This is a genomic window from Pseudomonas soli (assembly GCF_021283165.2).
GTDB lineage: Bacteria > Pseudomonadota > Gammaproteobacteria > Pseudomonadales > Pseudomonadaceae > Aquipseudomonas > Aquipseudomonas soli.
The window spans coordinates 4426814-4443227 of record NZ_CP128543.1; the positions used below are offsets into that span (position 1 = coordinate 4426814).

Genomic DNA, 16414 nt, shown 5'->3' on the forward strand with positions numbered 1-16414 from the left:
GCTGTATCGGGCTACGTCGCAGTCCAGCGAACTACCGGGCTGGAGTCATCGTGAAACAAACAGTTGCACCTCAACGCTTATCTGGACCACGGCGCTGGCTACCAGCACAGCAAACTGCCTGACGCCACGGCACTCTACGACCATGAATTCAAGGCGTGGCAACGACGCGCCCAGGCAGTCTACGAAGACATGATGCACCGCTTGCTGCGCCATCTTCCGCAAACGGCTCAGCGCCAATTGCGTGACGGCAGGTGGCAGTGCCATGCGGTCACTTGGCCGACCTACATAGGTCCTGTCAAAGGCGGCATTCCCAGGCAGGAACACTCGCCGGCCTCTGACTGGAAGCCAGAAATCGGCACCCAAGGGATAGTCGTCTATCTTCCCGGGGAGGCGGCAGATACCCTTTATGAACTGTTTCCGGAAACATTGAAATGGCGCCGCCACGTCGTTACCGCACAGCGGCGCGCGGTATGGACCGCAACACTTCATTTCGACTACCGGGAGTACAACGAAGTCGATCTCCCCTGGCACACCAGCTCCATTGCAGAAACTGTCGCGCTGGCCAGTGCACCGAACGAAGACCGGTTGCAGGCACTGGCCCGCTGTTACGCCACTTCGGTGGCCCTGGGGAACCGCGATGAGCTTTACAGCAGCGGCAAGGGCGCAACGCCTCTCGAACTTTTTCTTGCCGAAAAGCGCAAGGACAGCACGGGGCGCTATCTGTTAAGACTGCTCTCCAACAGTGTGCCAGGACTCAGCTGCGCGGACGTTCGCAGTGGTACCGAAGCCCTGAGCTGCGGCTTGGACGCCCTTGGCGCCCTGGGCTCAACATTTGCCCTCGGTGGGCGCATCATAAGGCCCCTGGCGAGGCTATATGGTATGGCCGGCAAGAGCGCCAGCGCCATGCGCCTTGGAATGCTGCAAGCCGCCAGGTACTGGAAAGACCAGCCGATACCCGCCAAGCTGTATCGCCATGGCGCAGGCTCCGGAAGCTGGAGCGGCGCCCTCGATGAGAGTGCCCGCGCACAGCTCGGCGCAGTACTCCCTCAAGAAAAACTGCTACCCGGCCATAAACCCGATGTCATCACGCTGCTGCTCGGCGAAGGCGAGGATATCACCCGGGCCTGGGACAAGACGTCCAACCCGGTGGTCTACCCGATCTTTATCCTCCGCGACCCTGATCATGTAGACGCAATCATCAATGGTGTCGCCTACCGCCACCGGATCGGTCAATCCGCAGGCTTGGCCCAGCGTGTACCACAGACGCCATTGCTGTGGTCACAGCCCCCTGTGCGCCTGCCCCCCCCTTACCCCGACGCGCCACCACAGGGGATTGCGATACAGCTGGCGCCTGTTGCCAACCAAGCCGGCACGCCAGCGTACGGCCAGCAGGTCAGCCGGGCATTCGAGACCATTCGCATCGAACCAGTACCGATCACCTACCGGGCGAACGGCGCGAACAGCGATAGCGTTGCCCACGTCATGATCAGGGAGAACCGGCTGGTGCAGTACACCGAGGAAGTGATGCCCAACAGGGGCCGCCACACCCAACGCTTGATTCTCAAACCGTTGAGTGATGAAGACGCCGATTTGATGGGGTTACCCAACATTGCGCACTGTTACAACGAGGGAGTGCCTGGCTACCCCCTGAGCGAGCACTGGTTTGGCCTACCCGCCTCCATGACAGCCGACCAAGTCGCGCTGCTCACCGGCCATTGCCCACCCGTAAGGCTTGGCAGGCTGAGCCGAGTGCTCGCTGATCGGCGTACCTTGCGCGGTGCTCGCGTACACTATCGCGATCGGGACTGGTTGCTGGTCGAAGCCGATACCGGCGTATTCTATGGCACACCTTTCGATTTCGAGGCTTGGCAACGCAGTCAGGTAGCAGCCCTGCTAAATGGCACGCTGAGCCCTACCCGATATCCCGTGCCAGAGCAAAGCACACGCCTGACATTCACCCGGGTCACTAACCTCGACGCCATCACCCAGTATCTTGACGTCAGCGAAACCTATCGAATAGTGGCCTCTCGACCTGACCTGCAACAAGACATCGACAACCTCGCAGGCTTGTTGCGCGACTGGATGCGCCACCAGCGACGCACCGCGCCCCCCACCGGGCCGACCGCCCTGCATAGTGCGCTCGACCAAATGGAGGAATCGCAGTACCCACTCTTCGCACGTAATATTCTGACATCAGCCCATGCCCAGGATGGCCTGGCCGGTTTTTCACTCACCGACGTGATGGGGCTGAACAAATCAATCATCCCCCGCTTCCATAACCTGGCCAGGTTCACCACCGTGGAGCAATTGCATGTAAACGGCATCCTCAATCGGTTGCTGCCGGCCTCAGGCACACGTGCCGAGTACGCCCCGATGACCCTAGCCCAGATGCTCACTGATGACGGCATGGAACAATTGAAGCAACATCTGTCGGGCGCCAACCTGGCCTTCGCCACAGTCACCTTCGGCAACGGCAATCGCCGCGTGTACTTCGCACTTTCCGGCGGCCGGGCCAGAAGGGGAATCATTGTCACCACCCCTGCGCCCGGCCAGCATCCACCTATCGACTACATCGACGCCCGCGCACGCATGCAGGGGGTGGACCCGGACCCACGCTTCACTCATCTCCCGGTATTGCGACGCGCCAACTGGCTGACCATCAGGAACCACCGCCGCCACCTGGACTCCGAGCGCCTGATCGCCTCGACGATCAATCAGGACCTTCTCAACCGGCCCGACGACGTGGCCAGCATCAAGGTCTTCACCCTGATGGATACTTGCCGCTCCTGTGGCGGCTTTGTCCTCCCCCGCCTACGCCTTGACTACCCGAATGCCGAGTTCAGCGTCAGTTGGCTGCTGCCGTACAACAACTGACGCTTGCGAGAGAATCTGGCGGTGGTCAAGGCGGCCATCGCTTCCAACGAAATCCTTCATCTACAAACCTTGGCCTGCGCGGCTATGATGTCCCGGCATTCGCTTTATCGGTTCCGGAACCTCTCATGCCCGAGCATCGGCCTTCATCCCTCGCGACCACGCCCCAGGTGGTCGCCATTGTCCTGTTCACCTTCATCGGCTACCTGAGCATCGGCATTCCGCTGGCCGTGCTGCCCGGCTACGTACACAACGAACTGGGTTTCAGTACCGTGATTGCGGGCCTGGTGATCAGTGTGCAGTACCTGGCCACCCTGCTCAGCCGCCCCACCGCCAGCCGCGTCATCGATAACCTCGGTAGCAAGAAAGCGGTCATGTACGGCCTGTTCGGCTGCGGCCTGAGCGGCGTTTTGATGCTGGCCTGCAGCTTCCTTACCCACCTGCCCTGGATGAGCCTGGCTTGCCTGTTCGTCGGCCGCCTGGTGTTGGGCAGCGCCGAAAGCCTGGTGGGATCGGGTTCAATCGGCTGGGGGATCGGGCGGGTCGGCTCGCAGAACACTGCCAAGGTCATTTCGTGGAATGGCATCGCCAGTTATGGCGCACTGGCCATCGGCGCGCCACTGGGGGTGCTGATGGTCAAGCAACTGGGCCTGTGGAGCATGGGCGCGAGCATCATCCTGCTGGGCGCGCTCGGCTTGCTGCTGGCCTGGCCCAAACGCGCCGCGCCGGTGGTCGCCGGCGTTCGCCTGCCGTTCCTGCGGGTGCTGGGAAAAGTGTTCCCCCATGGAGCTGGCCTGGCCCTGGGCTCGATCGGCTTCGGCACCATCGCCACCTTCATCACGCTGTACTATGCCAGCCGCGATTGGCCAGACGCCGCACTGACCTTGAGCCTGTTCGGCGCCAGCTTCATCTGTGCACGACTGCTGTTTGGCCACCTGATCAACCGTATCGGCGGTTTTCGCGTCGCTGTCGCCTGCCTGTCGGTGGAAACCCTGGGATTGCTGATGCTATGGCTGGCGCCGACGCCCGGATTGGCCCTGGCGGGTGCAGCGTTGAGCGGTTTCGGGTTCTCGCTGGTGTTCCCGGCACTGGGGGTGGAGGCGGTCAACCAGGTATCGGCGGCCAACCGCGGCGCGGCGGTGGGGGCCTACTCGCTGTTCATCGACCTGTCGCTGGGCATCACCGGACCGTTGGTGGGCGCCGTTGCGGCTGGCTTCGGCTTTGCCTCGATGTTCCTGTTTGCGGCTGGGGCGGCGGCGTGCGGGCTGGTGCTGAGCCTGTACCTGTATCGCCAGGCGCGGCGGATGCGCCAAAGTGCACATCAATCCTGATTCGGCTGTAGCTTCACCGGCCTAATCGCCAGCAAGCCGGCTCCCACAGGGTTAGCGCATGTCTCGGGCTTATGCGATCAGAGTGGGAGCCGGCTTGCCGGCGATTGGGCCGCATAGCGGCCCCGACAATATCACTAGCGCTGCGCGAACTGCAGCACTACCTCCAGCGGGTGGCGCAGTTGCTTCTCGGTCATGCGCTTGACCTGGCTGCGGCATGAATACCCAGTCGCCAGGGCCTCCCCCGCCTTGTCCAGCTTGGTCGCCCAAGACTGCTCGAAGATGGTCTTCGAGACCTCCTGGTTACGCGCCTCGTGCCCATAGGTACCAGACATACCGCAGCAGCCGGTGGCCTCGGTGACCAGCTTCAACCCCAGGCGGGCGAATACCTGCTCCCACTGCCTGGTACTGGCCGGCACATTGGTCTTCTCGGTGCAGTGGGCCATCAGGCGGAAGCTGTCGGCCTTGAACGGCGCCTGCTCGGGCAGCACGTTCATCAGCCACTCCTGGGGCAGCAGTACCGACGGGCACTCCACGCCATCGACCTTCTGGTACTCCTGGCGATAGACCAGGGTCATCGCTGGGTCCAACCCCACCAGCGGCACGCCGCAGTCGGCCAAGGCCTTGAGCTGGGTGGCGTTGCGGACCGCCGCCTTGGCGAAGGCACCGAGAAAACCCTGCACATGCAGCGGCTTGCCGTTGGCGCTGTAGGGCGCGAGGAACACCTTGTGCCCCAGGCGATGGGCCAGCTCGATGAACGAGGCCAGCAGTGGCGTCTCGAAATAGCGCGTGAAGGCGTCCTGCACCAGCACGATGCTGCGCTCGCGCTGGGCCGGGGTCAGCTCACGCAGCGCGGGCACGCTGGCAACCTGAACCCGGCAACGGGTCAGGGTGGCCTGGAAGTTGAAACGACTGATCAGCGGGCTGTCGACCATGCCGACCTTGTCCGCCAGCAGCCTGCTCACCCACTTCGAGCCCATCACCGCGTTGTACAGGCCCGGCGCATGAGCCAGGTACGGGATGGTGAACTCCAGCGAGCCGATCAGGTAGTCGCGCAGCGGACGCTGGTAGCGGCCGTGATACAGCTCGAGGAAGCGTGAGCGGAAATCCGGCACGTTGACCTTGATCGGGCACTGCCCCGCGCAGGACTTGCACGCCAGGCAACCGGCCATGGCGTCGTACACCTCGTGGGAGAAGTCGTGCTGCCCCTGCCGTTGCGCACGGCTGTTGCGCAGCCGCGCCGGCAACCCCTTGAGCCAGGAGGCCTTGCGCTGGGCGGCGGCGAGCACATCGATGTTCGCCTCGCCCTGCAGGCGCAGCCACTCACGGATCAGCGAGGCACGGCCCTTGGGCGAGTGCTGGCGTTCGCGGGTGGCCTTCCACGACGGGCACATGGCGTCGTTGGGGTCGTAGTTGTAGCAGGCGCCGTTGCCGTTGCAGTGCACTGCGCTGCCGAAGCTCTGCCACACGCGCTCATCGATGCTGCGGTCCAGGTCGCCGCGCAGGGTCACGCCATCCACCGAGGTCAGGCCTTCGGCGCTGTCCGGTGGGGTGCAGATCTTGCCCGGGTTGAGCTGGTTGTGCGGGTCGAACGCGCCCTTGAGCCGCTGCAGCGCCGGGTACAGCTCGCCGAAGTACTCCGGCACGTACTCCGAGCGCAGGCCCTTGCCGTGCTCGCCCCACAGCAGGCCCCCATAGCTCTTGGTCAGCGCCGCCACGGCATCGGAGATCGGCTTGACCAGCGCGGCCTGGGCCGGGTCTTTCATGTCCAGCGCCGGGCGCACGTGCAGCACACCGGCATCGACATGGCCGAACATGCCGTAGGCCAGGCCATAGCCATCGAGCAATGCACGGAAGTCGGCAATGTAATCGGCCAGTTGCTCCGGCGGAACCGCGGTGTCCTCGACGAACGGCTGCGGGCGCACTTCACCCTCTACGTTGCCCAGCAGCCCTACTGAGCGCTTACGCATCACATAGACGCGGGTCACCGCTTCGGCGCCTTCGGCGAGGGTGTGGCCCAGGCGCTCGACACTCTTGTCCGCCTGCAGGTGCGCGACGAAGGCCTGGACCCTGGCGTTGACCTCGTCCGGTTCGTCACCGCAGAACTCCACCAGGTTGATGCCCAGGGTCGGGCGCTCGGGGTCGGCCGGGAAGTATTCGGCGACGCGGTGCCAGACGATGTCCTTCATCGCCAGCATCAGCACCTTGGAGTCTACGGTCTCGATCGACAGCGGCTTGTGCGCCATCAGCGCATTGGCGTCGCGTAGGGCGTCCATGAAGCTGGTGTAGCGTACGTTGACCAGCACCGCGTACTTGGGGATCGGCAACACATTGAGCTTGGCCTCGACCACATAGCCCAGCGAGCCCTCGGCCCCGCACAGCACGCTGTTGAGGTTGAAGCGGCCCTGATCGTCGCGTAGGTGCGCCAGGTCGTAGCCGGTCAGGCAGCGGTTGAGCTTGGGGAAGGTGCTCTCGATCAACTCGCCCTGGGTTTCCTGGATCTCGCGGGCCATGCGGTACACCTCGCCGACCCGGCCTGGGGCGGCGCAGGCCTGCTCCAGCGCCGCATCGTCGATCGGCAGGCTGTGCAGGCGCTCACCGCCGAGCAGCACGCTGTGCAATTCGAGCACGTGGTCGCGGGTCTTGCCGTAGGTGCAGCTGCCCTGGCCACTGGCGTCGGTGTTGATCATGCCGCCGACGGTGGCGCGGTTGGAGGTGGACAGCTCCGGGGCGAAGAACAGCCCGTGGGGCTTGAGCGCGGCATTCAGCTGGTCCTTGACCACACCCGCCTGCACCCGAACCCAGCGTTGCTCAACGTTGATTTCAAGGATGCTGTTCATATGCCGCGACAGGTCGACGACGATGCCGTCGGTCAGCGACTGGCCGTTGGTGCCGGTACCGCCGCCACGCGGGGTCAGCTTGATGTCACGAAAACGCGGCTCGGCCATCAGCGTGGCGACCCGCGCCACGTCGTCGACGTCCAGCGGGAACACCGCCGCCTGGGGCAGGCGCTGGTAGATCGAGTTGTCGGTGGCCAGCACGGTGCGGGTGCCGTAGTCGGCGCTGATCTGGCCACGGAAGCCGCTGTTCTTCAGGGCGTCGAGGAATTCGGGGTATTGGGCGGCGGGCGCGCGGGGCGGCAGCTGGGCGATCATCGAAGGATGCCTCTTTGATATCGGCTAATTCACGGAAATCTTGTCGCTCCGGCATGAATGGATCATGGGAGGATTTCGAATACGTCAATGTTCCTGTAGTTTCGCGCCAGGGGCAAACGGATATTCCTGCCGCTATCGATGAGCTTTATGAATGAATTACCGCCACCTCACCCCTTCGATGTCGCTCCTTCTGGCTTTCGAGGCCGCCGCGCGGCATGAAAGCTATACCCGCGCCGCCGCCGAGCTGTCGCTGACCCAGAGCGCGGTGAGCCGGCAGGTGCAGGCACTGGAGCAACAGCTGGGGCTCACCCTGTTTCGCCGCGAGGGGCGTCAGGTGCAACTGACCGACGTCGGCCGCCTCTACCAGCGCGAACTCAGCGAAGCCCTCGGGCGCATCCGCAGCGCCACCCTGCAGGCCTTGGCCTATCAGTCGGGCGTCGGAACCCTGCGCCTGGCAACGCTGCCGACCTTCGGCTCGAAATGGCTGCTACCGCGCCTGCATGCCTTCTACGGCGCTCACCCCGGCATGCTGGTACACATTCATTCACGTATCGAAGCCATCAACTTCGACACTAGCGAAATCGACGCGGCCATCGGCGTTGCCAGCCACGACCTGCCCGGACTGATCTGCCATCGCCTGCATGCCGAGGAATTGGTGGTGATCCTGCCGCCCGAAGCCAATGCGGATGGCCAATGGAGCCCGCAAAGGATCAGCGAGGAAGTACTGCTCAACGTCGCCAATAACCCCCATGCCTGGGGCGAGTGGTTTTCCCACCATGCCCTGCCCCACCGGGCGATGCGCCTTGGGCCAAGTTTCGAGCTGACCTCGCATTTGATACAGGCGGTTCGGGCAGGCATAGGCATTGGCCTGGTGCCCAGGATCCTGGTGCAGGAGGAACTGGCCAGCGGCGAACTGTTCAGCCCGGGCACACCGTTTGCCAGCCAGCGTAGCTACTACCTGATCTATCCACCCAGGAACGAGGCATTGCCATCGTTGCGAGCGTTTCGTGGCTGGTTGCTCGAACAGATCTGAGGCCTGCACAGGCAACAAAAAACCCGATGCCGGTTATTCGGCATCGGGTTTTTTGTTGGTGCGCCTCAGCGCTTACTTGGCGATGCTGCCGGCAGCGCCATTGGCCTGGGAGCCACGCTTGCTCTTGAGCTGGTAGGCCACATACATCACTACCAGCCACACCGGCATCGCGTACACCGACACCTGGATGCCCGGAATCTGCAGCATGATGCCCAGGATCAGCACCACGAACGCCAGCACCAGGTAGTTGCCGTACGGGTACCACAGGGCCTTGAACAGCGGCTTCTGGCCGGTGCGGTCAAGGTGTTGGCGGAACTTGAGGTGCGAGTAGCTGATCATCGCCCAGTTGATCACCAGGGTCGCCACCACCAGCGACATCAGCAGCTCCAGGGCATTCTGCGGCATCAGGTAGTTGAGCAGCACCGCGATCAGGGTCACGGCTGCCGAGACCAGGATCGAACGTACCGGCACGCCGCGGCGGTCGACCTTGGCCAGCGCCGCCGGCGCATCACCTTGCTCGGCCATGCCCAGCAGCATGCGGGCGTTGCAGTAGGTGCCGCTGTTGTACACCGACAGCGCCGCGGTCAGGACCACGAAGTTCAGCAGGTGGGCCGCCACGTCGCTGCCCAGCAACGAGAACACCTGGACGAACGGGCTGCTGCCGTAGCTGCCGCCGGAGGCGTCGATGCTCGCCACCAGGTTGTCCCATGGGGTCAGCGACAGCAGCACTACCAGGGCGCCGACATAGAAGATCAGGATGCGGTAGATGACCTGGTTGATCGCCTTGGGGATCACGGTCTTCGGCTTGTCGGCCTCGGCGGCGGTGAAGCCGAGCATCTCCAGGCCACCGAAGGAGAACATGATGAACGCCAGCGCCATCACCAGCCCGCTGACACCGTGCGGGAAGAAACCACCATGGGCCCACAGGTTGGTCACCGAGGCTTCAGGACCGCCGCTGCCGCTGGTCAGCAGGTAGGCACCCAGGCCGATCATGCTGACGATGGCCACCACCTTGATGATGGCGAACCAGAATTCGGCTTCGCCAAAGAACTTCACGTTCATCAGGTTGATCGCGTTGATCAGCAGGAAGAACGCCGCCGCGGTTACCCAGGTCGGGATTTCCGGCCACCAGTAGTGGACGTACTTGCCCACCGCCGACAGTTCCGACATGCCCACCAGGATATACAGCACCCAGCAGTTCCAGCCCGACAGGAAACCGGCGAAACCGCCCCAGTACTTGTGCGCGAAATGGCTGAAGGAGCCGGCCACCGGCTCTTCGACGATCATCTCGCCGAGCTGGCGCATGATCATGAAGGCGATGAAGCCGCAGATCGCATAGCCGAGGATCATCGACGGACCGGCGGACTTCATCACGCCGGCCGAGCCCAGGAACAACCCGGTGCCGATGGCGCCGCCCAAGGCGATCAATTGGATATGGCGGTTCTTCAAGCCACGCTTGAGTTCGCCGGACTGTGAGTTATGTCCACTCATGAACGAAGTCACCTGCTTGTTTTTATCTGTGACGGAATCGGACCCACCGCACTCGTGGCGCAGCGGAATGGGCAAGGTGGTTACCTTGGATACTTGTGACGGGCAGTCGCTCGTGGCCTTGGTGGCCAGGGGCGGATCAACCGGGTGTCAGCAAGCGTGCGCGGTACGCAAGGGAGTCACAGGTAAAACGCGGCGCATTGTATACCCCTGCAAACGCGCAGGCGTCAACGCGTTGCATCGTTTCCTGTGGAAAAAACGCAGCGTTCCTGGGGTGAAGGCCTGAAAAGGCGGAGTGATCGGCGTGCATGGCGCCTCCATTTTGTTGTTTTAAGTGCCTGGCGATCCTGCCTGGCTCTGCACACGGCAATGGCGCTATCTCAGCGCCTGGGCGGGGGTTTGGGAAGGGGGTGGAGAGGGCCGGGGAGGCTCTGGCGCGCAGGCTTTGGAAAGATTTTGTGACGAAGAATGGAAAAGCACAGCTAAGCCGGGCAAAACGCCCAAAAACGTATAACTTTCTTTACAAGGTGGTTTGAAAATTTGCCACTAGTCGGGAAATTTTCTGTCCGTTCAAGTACTTGGGGCCGCCTTGCGCCCCATTGCGGGGCAGGCCCGCTGCCTCGATGCGCACACTATTCGTGGGAGCGGCTTGCCCCGCGATGGGCCATTTACCGCAGGCACAAAAAAGCCAGCCCGAAGGCTGGCTCTCTCGCTACCGGGCCGAATCAGCCGCGCGGCTTGCCGCGACCACGACCTGCCGGCTTGTCGCCTTCAGGACGGGACGGACGCTTGCGCATCTCGCTCGGACGCTCGGCCACCGTGCTGCCGCGGTTGCCCTTGCGCGGCGCTGCGTCTTCACGCGGCGCACGTGCCGGACGCTCGGCTTGGCCTTCGGCGGCAGGACGCAGGGTGCGCACGCGCTCGCCACGCCCCAGCGGACGGGTCGACTTGCGCTGCAGGCGCTCGAGCTTGTCCTTGGCCTTGAGCTTCATTTCCGGCAGTGCCACCGGCTGCAGGCCGACTTCCGCGGCGAGAATGTCGATCTCGCCCTGGCTCATTTCGCGCCAGCGGCCCATCGGCAGGTCGGAGTTGAGGAACACCGGGCCGAAACGCACGCGCTTCAGGCGGCTGACCACCACACCCTGGGATTCCCACAGGCGACGCACCTCACGGTTGCGTCCTTCCATCACCACGCAGTGGTACCAGTGGTTGAAGCCTTCGCCACCTGGCGCCTTCTGGATATCGGTGAACTTGGCCGGGCCATCCTCGAGCACCACGCCGGCCTTGAGCCGGTCGACCATGTCGTCGTCGACTTCGCCGCGCACACGCACTGCGTACTCGCGGTCCATTTCATAAGACGGGTGCATCAGGCGGTTGGCCAGCTCACCGTCGGTGGTGAACAGCAGCAGGCCGGTGGTGTTGATGTCCAGGCGGCCGATGTTGATCCAGCGGCCCTCTTTCGGCCGCGGCAGGCGGTCGAACACGGTCGGGCGGCCTTCCGGGTCGTCACGGGTGCAGATCTCGCCGTCGGGCTTGTTGTACATGATTACGCGGCGGGTCGCCTCGGCGGCTTCGACGCGCTTGATCAGCTTGCCGTCGACGGTGATGGCGTCGTGCAGGTCGACGCGCAGGCCGAGGGTGGCCTCGACGCCGTTGACCTTGATCCGGCCCTGGCCGATCCAGGCCTCGACGTCACGGCGCGAGCCGACGCCGATGCGCGCCAGCACCTTCTGCAGCTTTTCGCCGGACGGCGGGGTAGGTTGTTGGTCTTGCAGGTCTTTGTCACTCATCTGGGCACCTCCCGGTGTAGTAGTGAAAGCGGGCGCGCATCATACGCGGTTCAGCAAGGGAACGCACTGGAGGGTAGAAGGTTTTTGCCGATCGTTCAGCAGATTCCGCCCAAAGGCGCAAGCCAGCTTCCACAGAGTTAGGTTGTCAGGCCTTTGGTTCGTCCTCGGGCTCGGTGGAAGCCTCATCGCGCAAATCATCGAAATCGATCTTGAGCCCTTCTTCCATTGCGTCGAGCTCCACCAGCAGCGAGCGGAAGCTGGTCTCCTCCTTCGGCTCCATTTCCTCGCCCTCCTCGCCCAGGCTGGCATCGGCCAGGGCTTGCAGGTGTGCGGGTACCGGCGCATCGTCCGGATCGACCTCGGGTTCCACCTCCAGCTCGCGCAGCTCGACCAACGCCGGCAGCTCATCGAGGCTCTTGAGGTTGAAATGATCGAGGAATGCCTTGGTGGTGGCGAACATCGCCGGTCGCCCGGGCACCTCGCGGTAGCCGACGATGCGGATCCACTCGCGTTCCATGAGCGTCTTGATGATGTTGCTGTTGACCGCCACACCCCGCACGTCCTCGATCTCGCCACGGGTGATGGGCTGGCGGTAGGCGATCAGCGCCATGGTTTCCAGCAGCGCGCGGGAATAGCGCTGCGGACGCTCCTCCCAGAGGCGGCCGACCCAGGGTGCGTAGTCCTCGCGGATCTGCAGGCGATAGCCGGTCGCTACTTCCTTGAGCTCGAAGGCGCGGCCAGCGCAGGACTTGCCCAGCACTTCCAGGGCCTTCTTGAAAACGGCGGGGGCCGGGCGCTCGGCCTCCTCGAACAGCTCGTACAGGCGCTCGAGGGATTGCGGCTTGCCCGAGGCAAGCAGGAAGGCCTCGATCAGCGACGCCAGTTCACGGGGTTCGTTCAGGTTCATCGATAGTTGTCAGGTCATTCTGCCCGGGCACGGACGTGAATCGGGGCGAAGGGCTCATTCTGCACCAGTTCGATCAAGGATTCCTTCACCAGCTCGAGAATCGCCATGAAGGTCACCACCACGCCGAGCTTGCCTTCCTCGCGGGTGAACAGCTCGACGAAGGGCACGAAGGCACCGCCCTTGAGGCGGTCGAGCACTTCGCTCATGCGTTCGCGGGTCGACAGCACCTCGCGGGTGATCTGGTGGCTCTCGAACAGGTCGTTGCGGCGCATGACCTCGGCCATGGACAGCAGGATCTCTTCCAGCGCCACCTCCGGCAACAACTTGCGCACCTTGGCTTGCGGAGCCTCCAGGCGCGGCACGACGACTTCGCGTCCGACCCTGGGCAACTCATCGATACCTTCGGCGGCGGCCTTGAACCGCTCGTACTCCTGCAGCCGGCGAATCAGTTCGGCGCGCGGGTCGCCCTCCTCCTCCTCGACCTCGCCGGAACGCGGCAGCAGCATGCGCGACTTGATCTCGGCAAGCATGGCGGCCATCACCAGGTACTCGGCCGCAAGCTCCAGGCGCACGCTCTTCATCAGCTCGACGTAGCTCATGTACTGGCGGGTGATCTCGGCCACGGGGATGTCGAGAATGTCCACGTTCTGCTTGCGGATCAGGTACAGCAACAGGTCCAGCGGGCCTTCGAAGGCTTCGAGGAAGACTTCCAGGGCATCCGGCGGAATGTACAGGTCGACCGGCATCTCGGTCAGGGCTTCGCCGTAGACCAGGGCCAGTTGCAGCTGGAACGGCGTCTGCGCCTCTGTGGCCGGCGCCTCGGGGGCTTGTACCTGGCTCACGCGTTGACCAGGAACGGCGTCGGATCCCCGCAGCCTTCACGGATTAGCTCGGGCTCGTCACCGGACAGGTCGATGACGGTCGAGGCCTTCAGGTCGCCGAAGCCGCCGTCGATGATCAGGTCGACGTGGTGCTCCAGGCGCTGGCGGATCTCGTAGGGGTCGGTCATCGGCTCCTCGTCGCCCGGCAGGATGAGGCTGACGCTCATCAGCGGTTCGCCCAGTTCCTCGAGCAGGGCCAGGACGATGGGGTTGGACGGCACGCGCAGGCCAATGGTGCGGCGCTTGTCGTGCATCAGCAGGCGCGGCACCTCGCGGGTGGCGTTGAGGATGAAGGTGTACGGGCCCGGAATGTGGGCCTTGAGCAGGCGGAACGTCGCCGTGTCGATCTTGGCGAAGGTGCCCATCTCGGACAGGTCGCAGCACAGCAGGGTGAAGTTGTGGTGCTTGTCCAGCTGGCGCAGGCGGCGCACGCGCTCGATGGCAGCCTTGTCACCGATCTGGCAGCCCATGGCATAGGCCGAGTCGGTCGGATAAACCACCACCCCACCCTTGCGGATGATCTCGACAGCCTGTTTGATCAGGCGCGGCTGCGGGTTCTCCGCATGAATCTGGAAAAATTGGCTCACGAAGTCGTCCTGTTCATACCGCCATAGGCTGTTCATGTCGGAATCGGCGCCACAGGGGTGGCAGGTCCTCAGGCAATGGCCGGTAGGCACCGATCTCGCCCCAGGTGCCAGGGCCGTGGAAGTCGCTGCCGGCGCTTGCCAGCAGGCCGAACTCACGGGTGAGGATCGACATCGTCCCCACCTGCTCGGGCGGCATCATCCCGTTGACCACTTCCAGTGCCTGCCCTCCAGCCTGAATATAGTCGGCAATCAGCCGTCTGCGCTTGCTGCGGGTCAGTTCGTAGTGCATGGGATGGGCCAGGCTCACCCACGCATTGGACTCACGCAGCGTCGCGACAGTTTCCTCAAGCGTCGGCCAGTGCAGCTTGACGTCGCCCAGCTTGCCGGCGCCCAGCCACTTGCGGAACGCCTCGCCGCGGTCCTTGACGAAGCCGGCGCGGACCATGAACTCGGCGAAGTGCGGGCGCGCCGGGGCGTTGCCGCTGTCGCCCAGTTCCTGCTGCACGGCCCGCGCGCCGTCCAGCGCGCCGGGCATGCCCTTGGCCGCCAGCTTGCGGTCGATTTCCTCGGCGCGCAGCCAACGACCACGGTGCAGGTTGGCGATGGCATCGAGCAACGGCGGCGCGTCGAGGGGGAAGTCGTAGCCCAGCACATGAATGGTGGCGCCGCCCCAGGTGCACGACAGCTCCACGCCGCTGACCCACTGCATGCCGTTGTCCAGGCACGCCTGGCGCGCCTCCGGCAGGCCTTCGAGGGTGTCATGGTCGGTGAGCGAAAGCGTGCGCACCCCGTGCTCATGGGCCCGGGCGACCAGTGCCGTGGGCGACAGGGCGCCGTCGGAGGCCGTGCTGTGACAGTGCAGATCAACATTCATGGAGGAGCGCTTTCGCAGGAATCGATGTTTGTTATTATGCCGTCACATCCCGCTTCTGGCTGCCACTGTGAAACAATTCATCGATTTCATCCCGCTGCTGCTGTTCTTCATCGTCTACAAGCTTGACCCGCGCCCGGTCGAATTCGCCGGCCACGGCTTCGAGTTCGGCGGGATCTACAGCGCCACCGCCATGCTGATCGTCAGCTCCGTGGTGGTCTACGGCGCGCTGTTCCTGCGCCACGGCAAGCTGGAGAAGGGCCAGTTGCTGACCCTGGTCGCCTGCCTGGTGTTCGGTGGCCTGACCCTGGCCTTCCACAGCGAGACCTTCCTCAAGTGGAAGGCGCCCGTGGTCAACTGGCTGTTCGCCCTGGCGTTCGCCGGCAGCCACTTCATCGGTGACCGGGTGCTGATCAAACGCATAATGGGCCATGCCCTGACACTTCCAGAAACAGTGTGGAACCGCCTGAACGTGGCGTGGATCGCCTTCTTCCTGGTGTGCGGCGCCGCCAACCTGTTCGTCGCCTTCACCTTCCAGGACATCTGGGTCGACTTCAAGGTATTCGGCAGCCTGGGCATGACCGTGCTGTTCCTGGTGGCCCAGGGGGTCTACCTGTCGCGCCACCTGCACGATGCCGACCCCTCCACCTCCAAACCCAAGGACTGACATGCTCTACGCCATCATCGCCAGCGACGTCGAAAACTCCCTGGAAAACCGCCTGGCCGCCCGCCCCGCGCATATCGAACGCCTGCAGCAGCTCAAGGCCGAGGGCCGTGTGGTGCTTGCCGGCCCGCACCCGGCCATCGACAGCAACGACCCGGGCGCCGCCGGCTTCAGCGGCAGCCTGATCGTCGCCGAGTTCGACTCCCTGGCCGCCGCCCAGGCCTGGGCCGACGCCGATCCGTACATTGCCGCGGGCGTGTACGCCAAGGTCGTGGTCAAGCCGTTCAAGCAAGTCCTGCCGTAACAGGCTTTACCGGGACGGGCTTCGCAGCGGCAAGCCCGCCCCCACGAAGCCGCTCCCTGCTACACCCCGCGCGGCACTACTCATAAAATCCGACGACTGGCCGACAACCTCCTGAATCGATACGAATCAGGAGTTCCAATGCGTCAAGGTCCGATGTCCCTGCTGCTTTGCCTGTTGCTGCTGTCCCCTTTCGCCACGGCCGAACAGCCGCTGTCGCTGGAAGCCGGGGCGCGGATCACCGACTTGCAGCAGCGCCTGGAAGAAAGCGAGAAACAGCGCACGGCGCTGACCCAGCAACTGCAGAACCAGGACAGCGAGCGTGAAAGCGCCCAGCTCGCCCGCCTGCGCCAGGACAACCAGCGCCTGAAGCTGACGATCAAGGAACTGCAGGCAGGCGCCAGCGCCCCGCGAAGCCCGCTGACCGACCAGCAGCAATGGTTCCTGATCGGCTCGGCCGTTGCACTGTTGTCCGCAGTCTGCGGTATCTTAGCCAGCGGCGGACACAGAAGACGCCGGCAATGGTTGAATTGAGTGA

13 protein-coding genes are annotated in these 16414 nt (G+C 63.9%); 6 read left to right on the forward strand and 7 right to left on the reverse strand.

Annotated elements, in window-relative coordinates; genetic code table 11:
* Positions 1-63: 63 nt before the first annotated feature.
* Both LU688_RS20480 and LU688_RS20485 read left to right on the forward strand, forming a co-directional pair.
* Positions 64-2874 (forward strand): deaminase domain-containing protein, encoded by a 2811-nt coding sequence (locus tag LU688_RS20480; RefSeq protein WP_232888129.1) that lies wholly within the window; start codon positions 64-66, stop codon positions 2872-2874.
* A 125-nt stretch (positions 2875-2999) separates the two neighbouring features.
* Entirely contained in the window at positions 3000-4202 is a 1203-nt protein-coding gene (locus LU688_RS20485) for an MFS transporter (RefSeq protein ID WP_038706578.1), read from the forward strand.
* A 134-nt stretch (positions 4203-4336) separates the two neighbouring features.
* On the opposite strand, the gene ydiJ is transcribed toward LU688_RS20485, so the two are convergent.
* Entirely contained in the window at positions 4337-7354 is a 3018-nt protein-coding gene (ydiJ, locus tag LU688_RS20490) for a D-2-hydroxyglutarate dehydrogenase YdiJ (protein ID WP_232888130.1), read from the reverse strand.
* 151 nt (positions 7355-7505) lie between these two features.
* Here ydiJ and LU688_RS20495 point away from each other — a divergent pair, with 151 nt between their 5' ends.
* Positions 7506-8387, forward strand: coding sequence for a LysR substrate-binding domain-containing protein (locus LU688_RS20495; protein WP_038706580.1), 882 nt, complete (start codon positions 7506-7508; stop codon positions 8385-8387).
* Between the two features lie 72 nt (positions 8388-8459).
* Here the strand turns inward: LU688_RS20495 and LU688_RS20500 are convergent, their stop codons facing one another.
* The 6 genes from LU688_RS20500 to LU688_RS20525 all read right to left on the reverse strand — a co-directional run bounded on the left by LU688_RS20500 (position 8460) and on the right by LU688_RS20525 (position 14914).
* Positions 8460-9878: an amino acid permease gene (locus LU688_RS20500; RefSeq protein WP_023632492.1), complete on the reverse strand. Its 1419-nt coding sequence runs from the start codon at positions 9876-9878 to the stop codon at positions 8460-8462.
* Between the two features lie 722 nt (positions 9879-10600).
* On the reverse strand, positions 10601-11665 hold the full coding sequence (gene rluB, locus LU688_RS20505; protein WP_038706581.1) for a 23S rRNA pseudouridine(2605) synthase RluB: 1065 nt from the start codon (positions 11663-11665) through the stop codon (positions 10601-10603).
* 145 nt (positions 11666-11810) lie between these two features.
* Positions 11811-12572: an SMC-Scp complex subunit ScpB gene (gene scpB, locus LU688_RS20510; RefSeq protein WP_094011859.1), complete on the reverse strand. Its 762-nt coding sequence runs from the start codon at positions 12570-12572 to the stop codon at positions 11811-11813.
* Positions 12573-12586: 14 nt separating this feature from the next.
* Positions 12587-13414: a segregation and condensation protein A gene (locus tag LU688_RS20515; RefSeq protein WP_094011858.1), complete on the reverse strand. Its 828-nt coding sequence runs from the start codon at positions 13412-13414 to the stop codon at positions 12587-12589.
* Complete coding sequence (locus LU688_RS20520; protein WP_094011886.1) at positions 13411-14040, reverse strand: L-threonylcarbamoyladenylate synthase; 630 nt, start codon at positions 14038-14040, stop codon at positions 13411-13413. The genes LU688_RS20515 and LU688_RS20520 overlap by 4 nt, the downstream gene beginning before the upstream one ends.
* A gap of 13 nt (positions 14041-14053) precedes the next feature.
* Positions 14054-14914, reverse strand: a complete 861-nt coding sequence (locus tag LU688_RS20525) for a PHP domain-containing protein (RefSeq protein ID WP_038706583.1) — start codon at positions 14912-14914, stop codon at positions 14054-14056.
* A gap of 67 nt (positions 14915-14981) precedes the next feature.
* On the opposite strand from LU688_RS20525, the gene LU688_RS20530 reads away from it, so the two are divergent.
* The 3 genes from LU688_RS20530 (at position 14982) to LU688_RS20540 (ending at position 16410) form a co-directional block, all read left to right on the forward strand.
* Positions 14982-15578: a septation protein A gene (locus tag LU688_RS20530; RefSeq protein WP_023631974.1), complete on the forward strand. Its 597-nt coding sequence runs from the start codon at positions 14982-14984 to the stop codon at positions 15576-15578.
* A 1-nt stretch (position 15579) separates the two neighbouring features.
* Positions 15580-15879 (forward strand): YciI family protein, encoded by a 300-nt coding sequence (locus LU688_RS20535; RefSeq protein ID WP_038706584.1) that lies wholly within the window; start codon positions 15580-15582, stop codon positions 15877-15879.
* Between the two features lie 138 nt (positions 15880-16017).
* Positions 16018-16410 (forward strand): SH3 domain-containing protein, encoded by a 393-nt coding sequence (locus tag LU688_RS20540; RefSeq protein WP_023632893.1) that lies wholly within the window; start codon positions 16018-16020, stop codon positions 16408-16410.
* Positions 16411-16414: the final 4 nt, after the last annotated feature.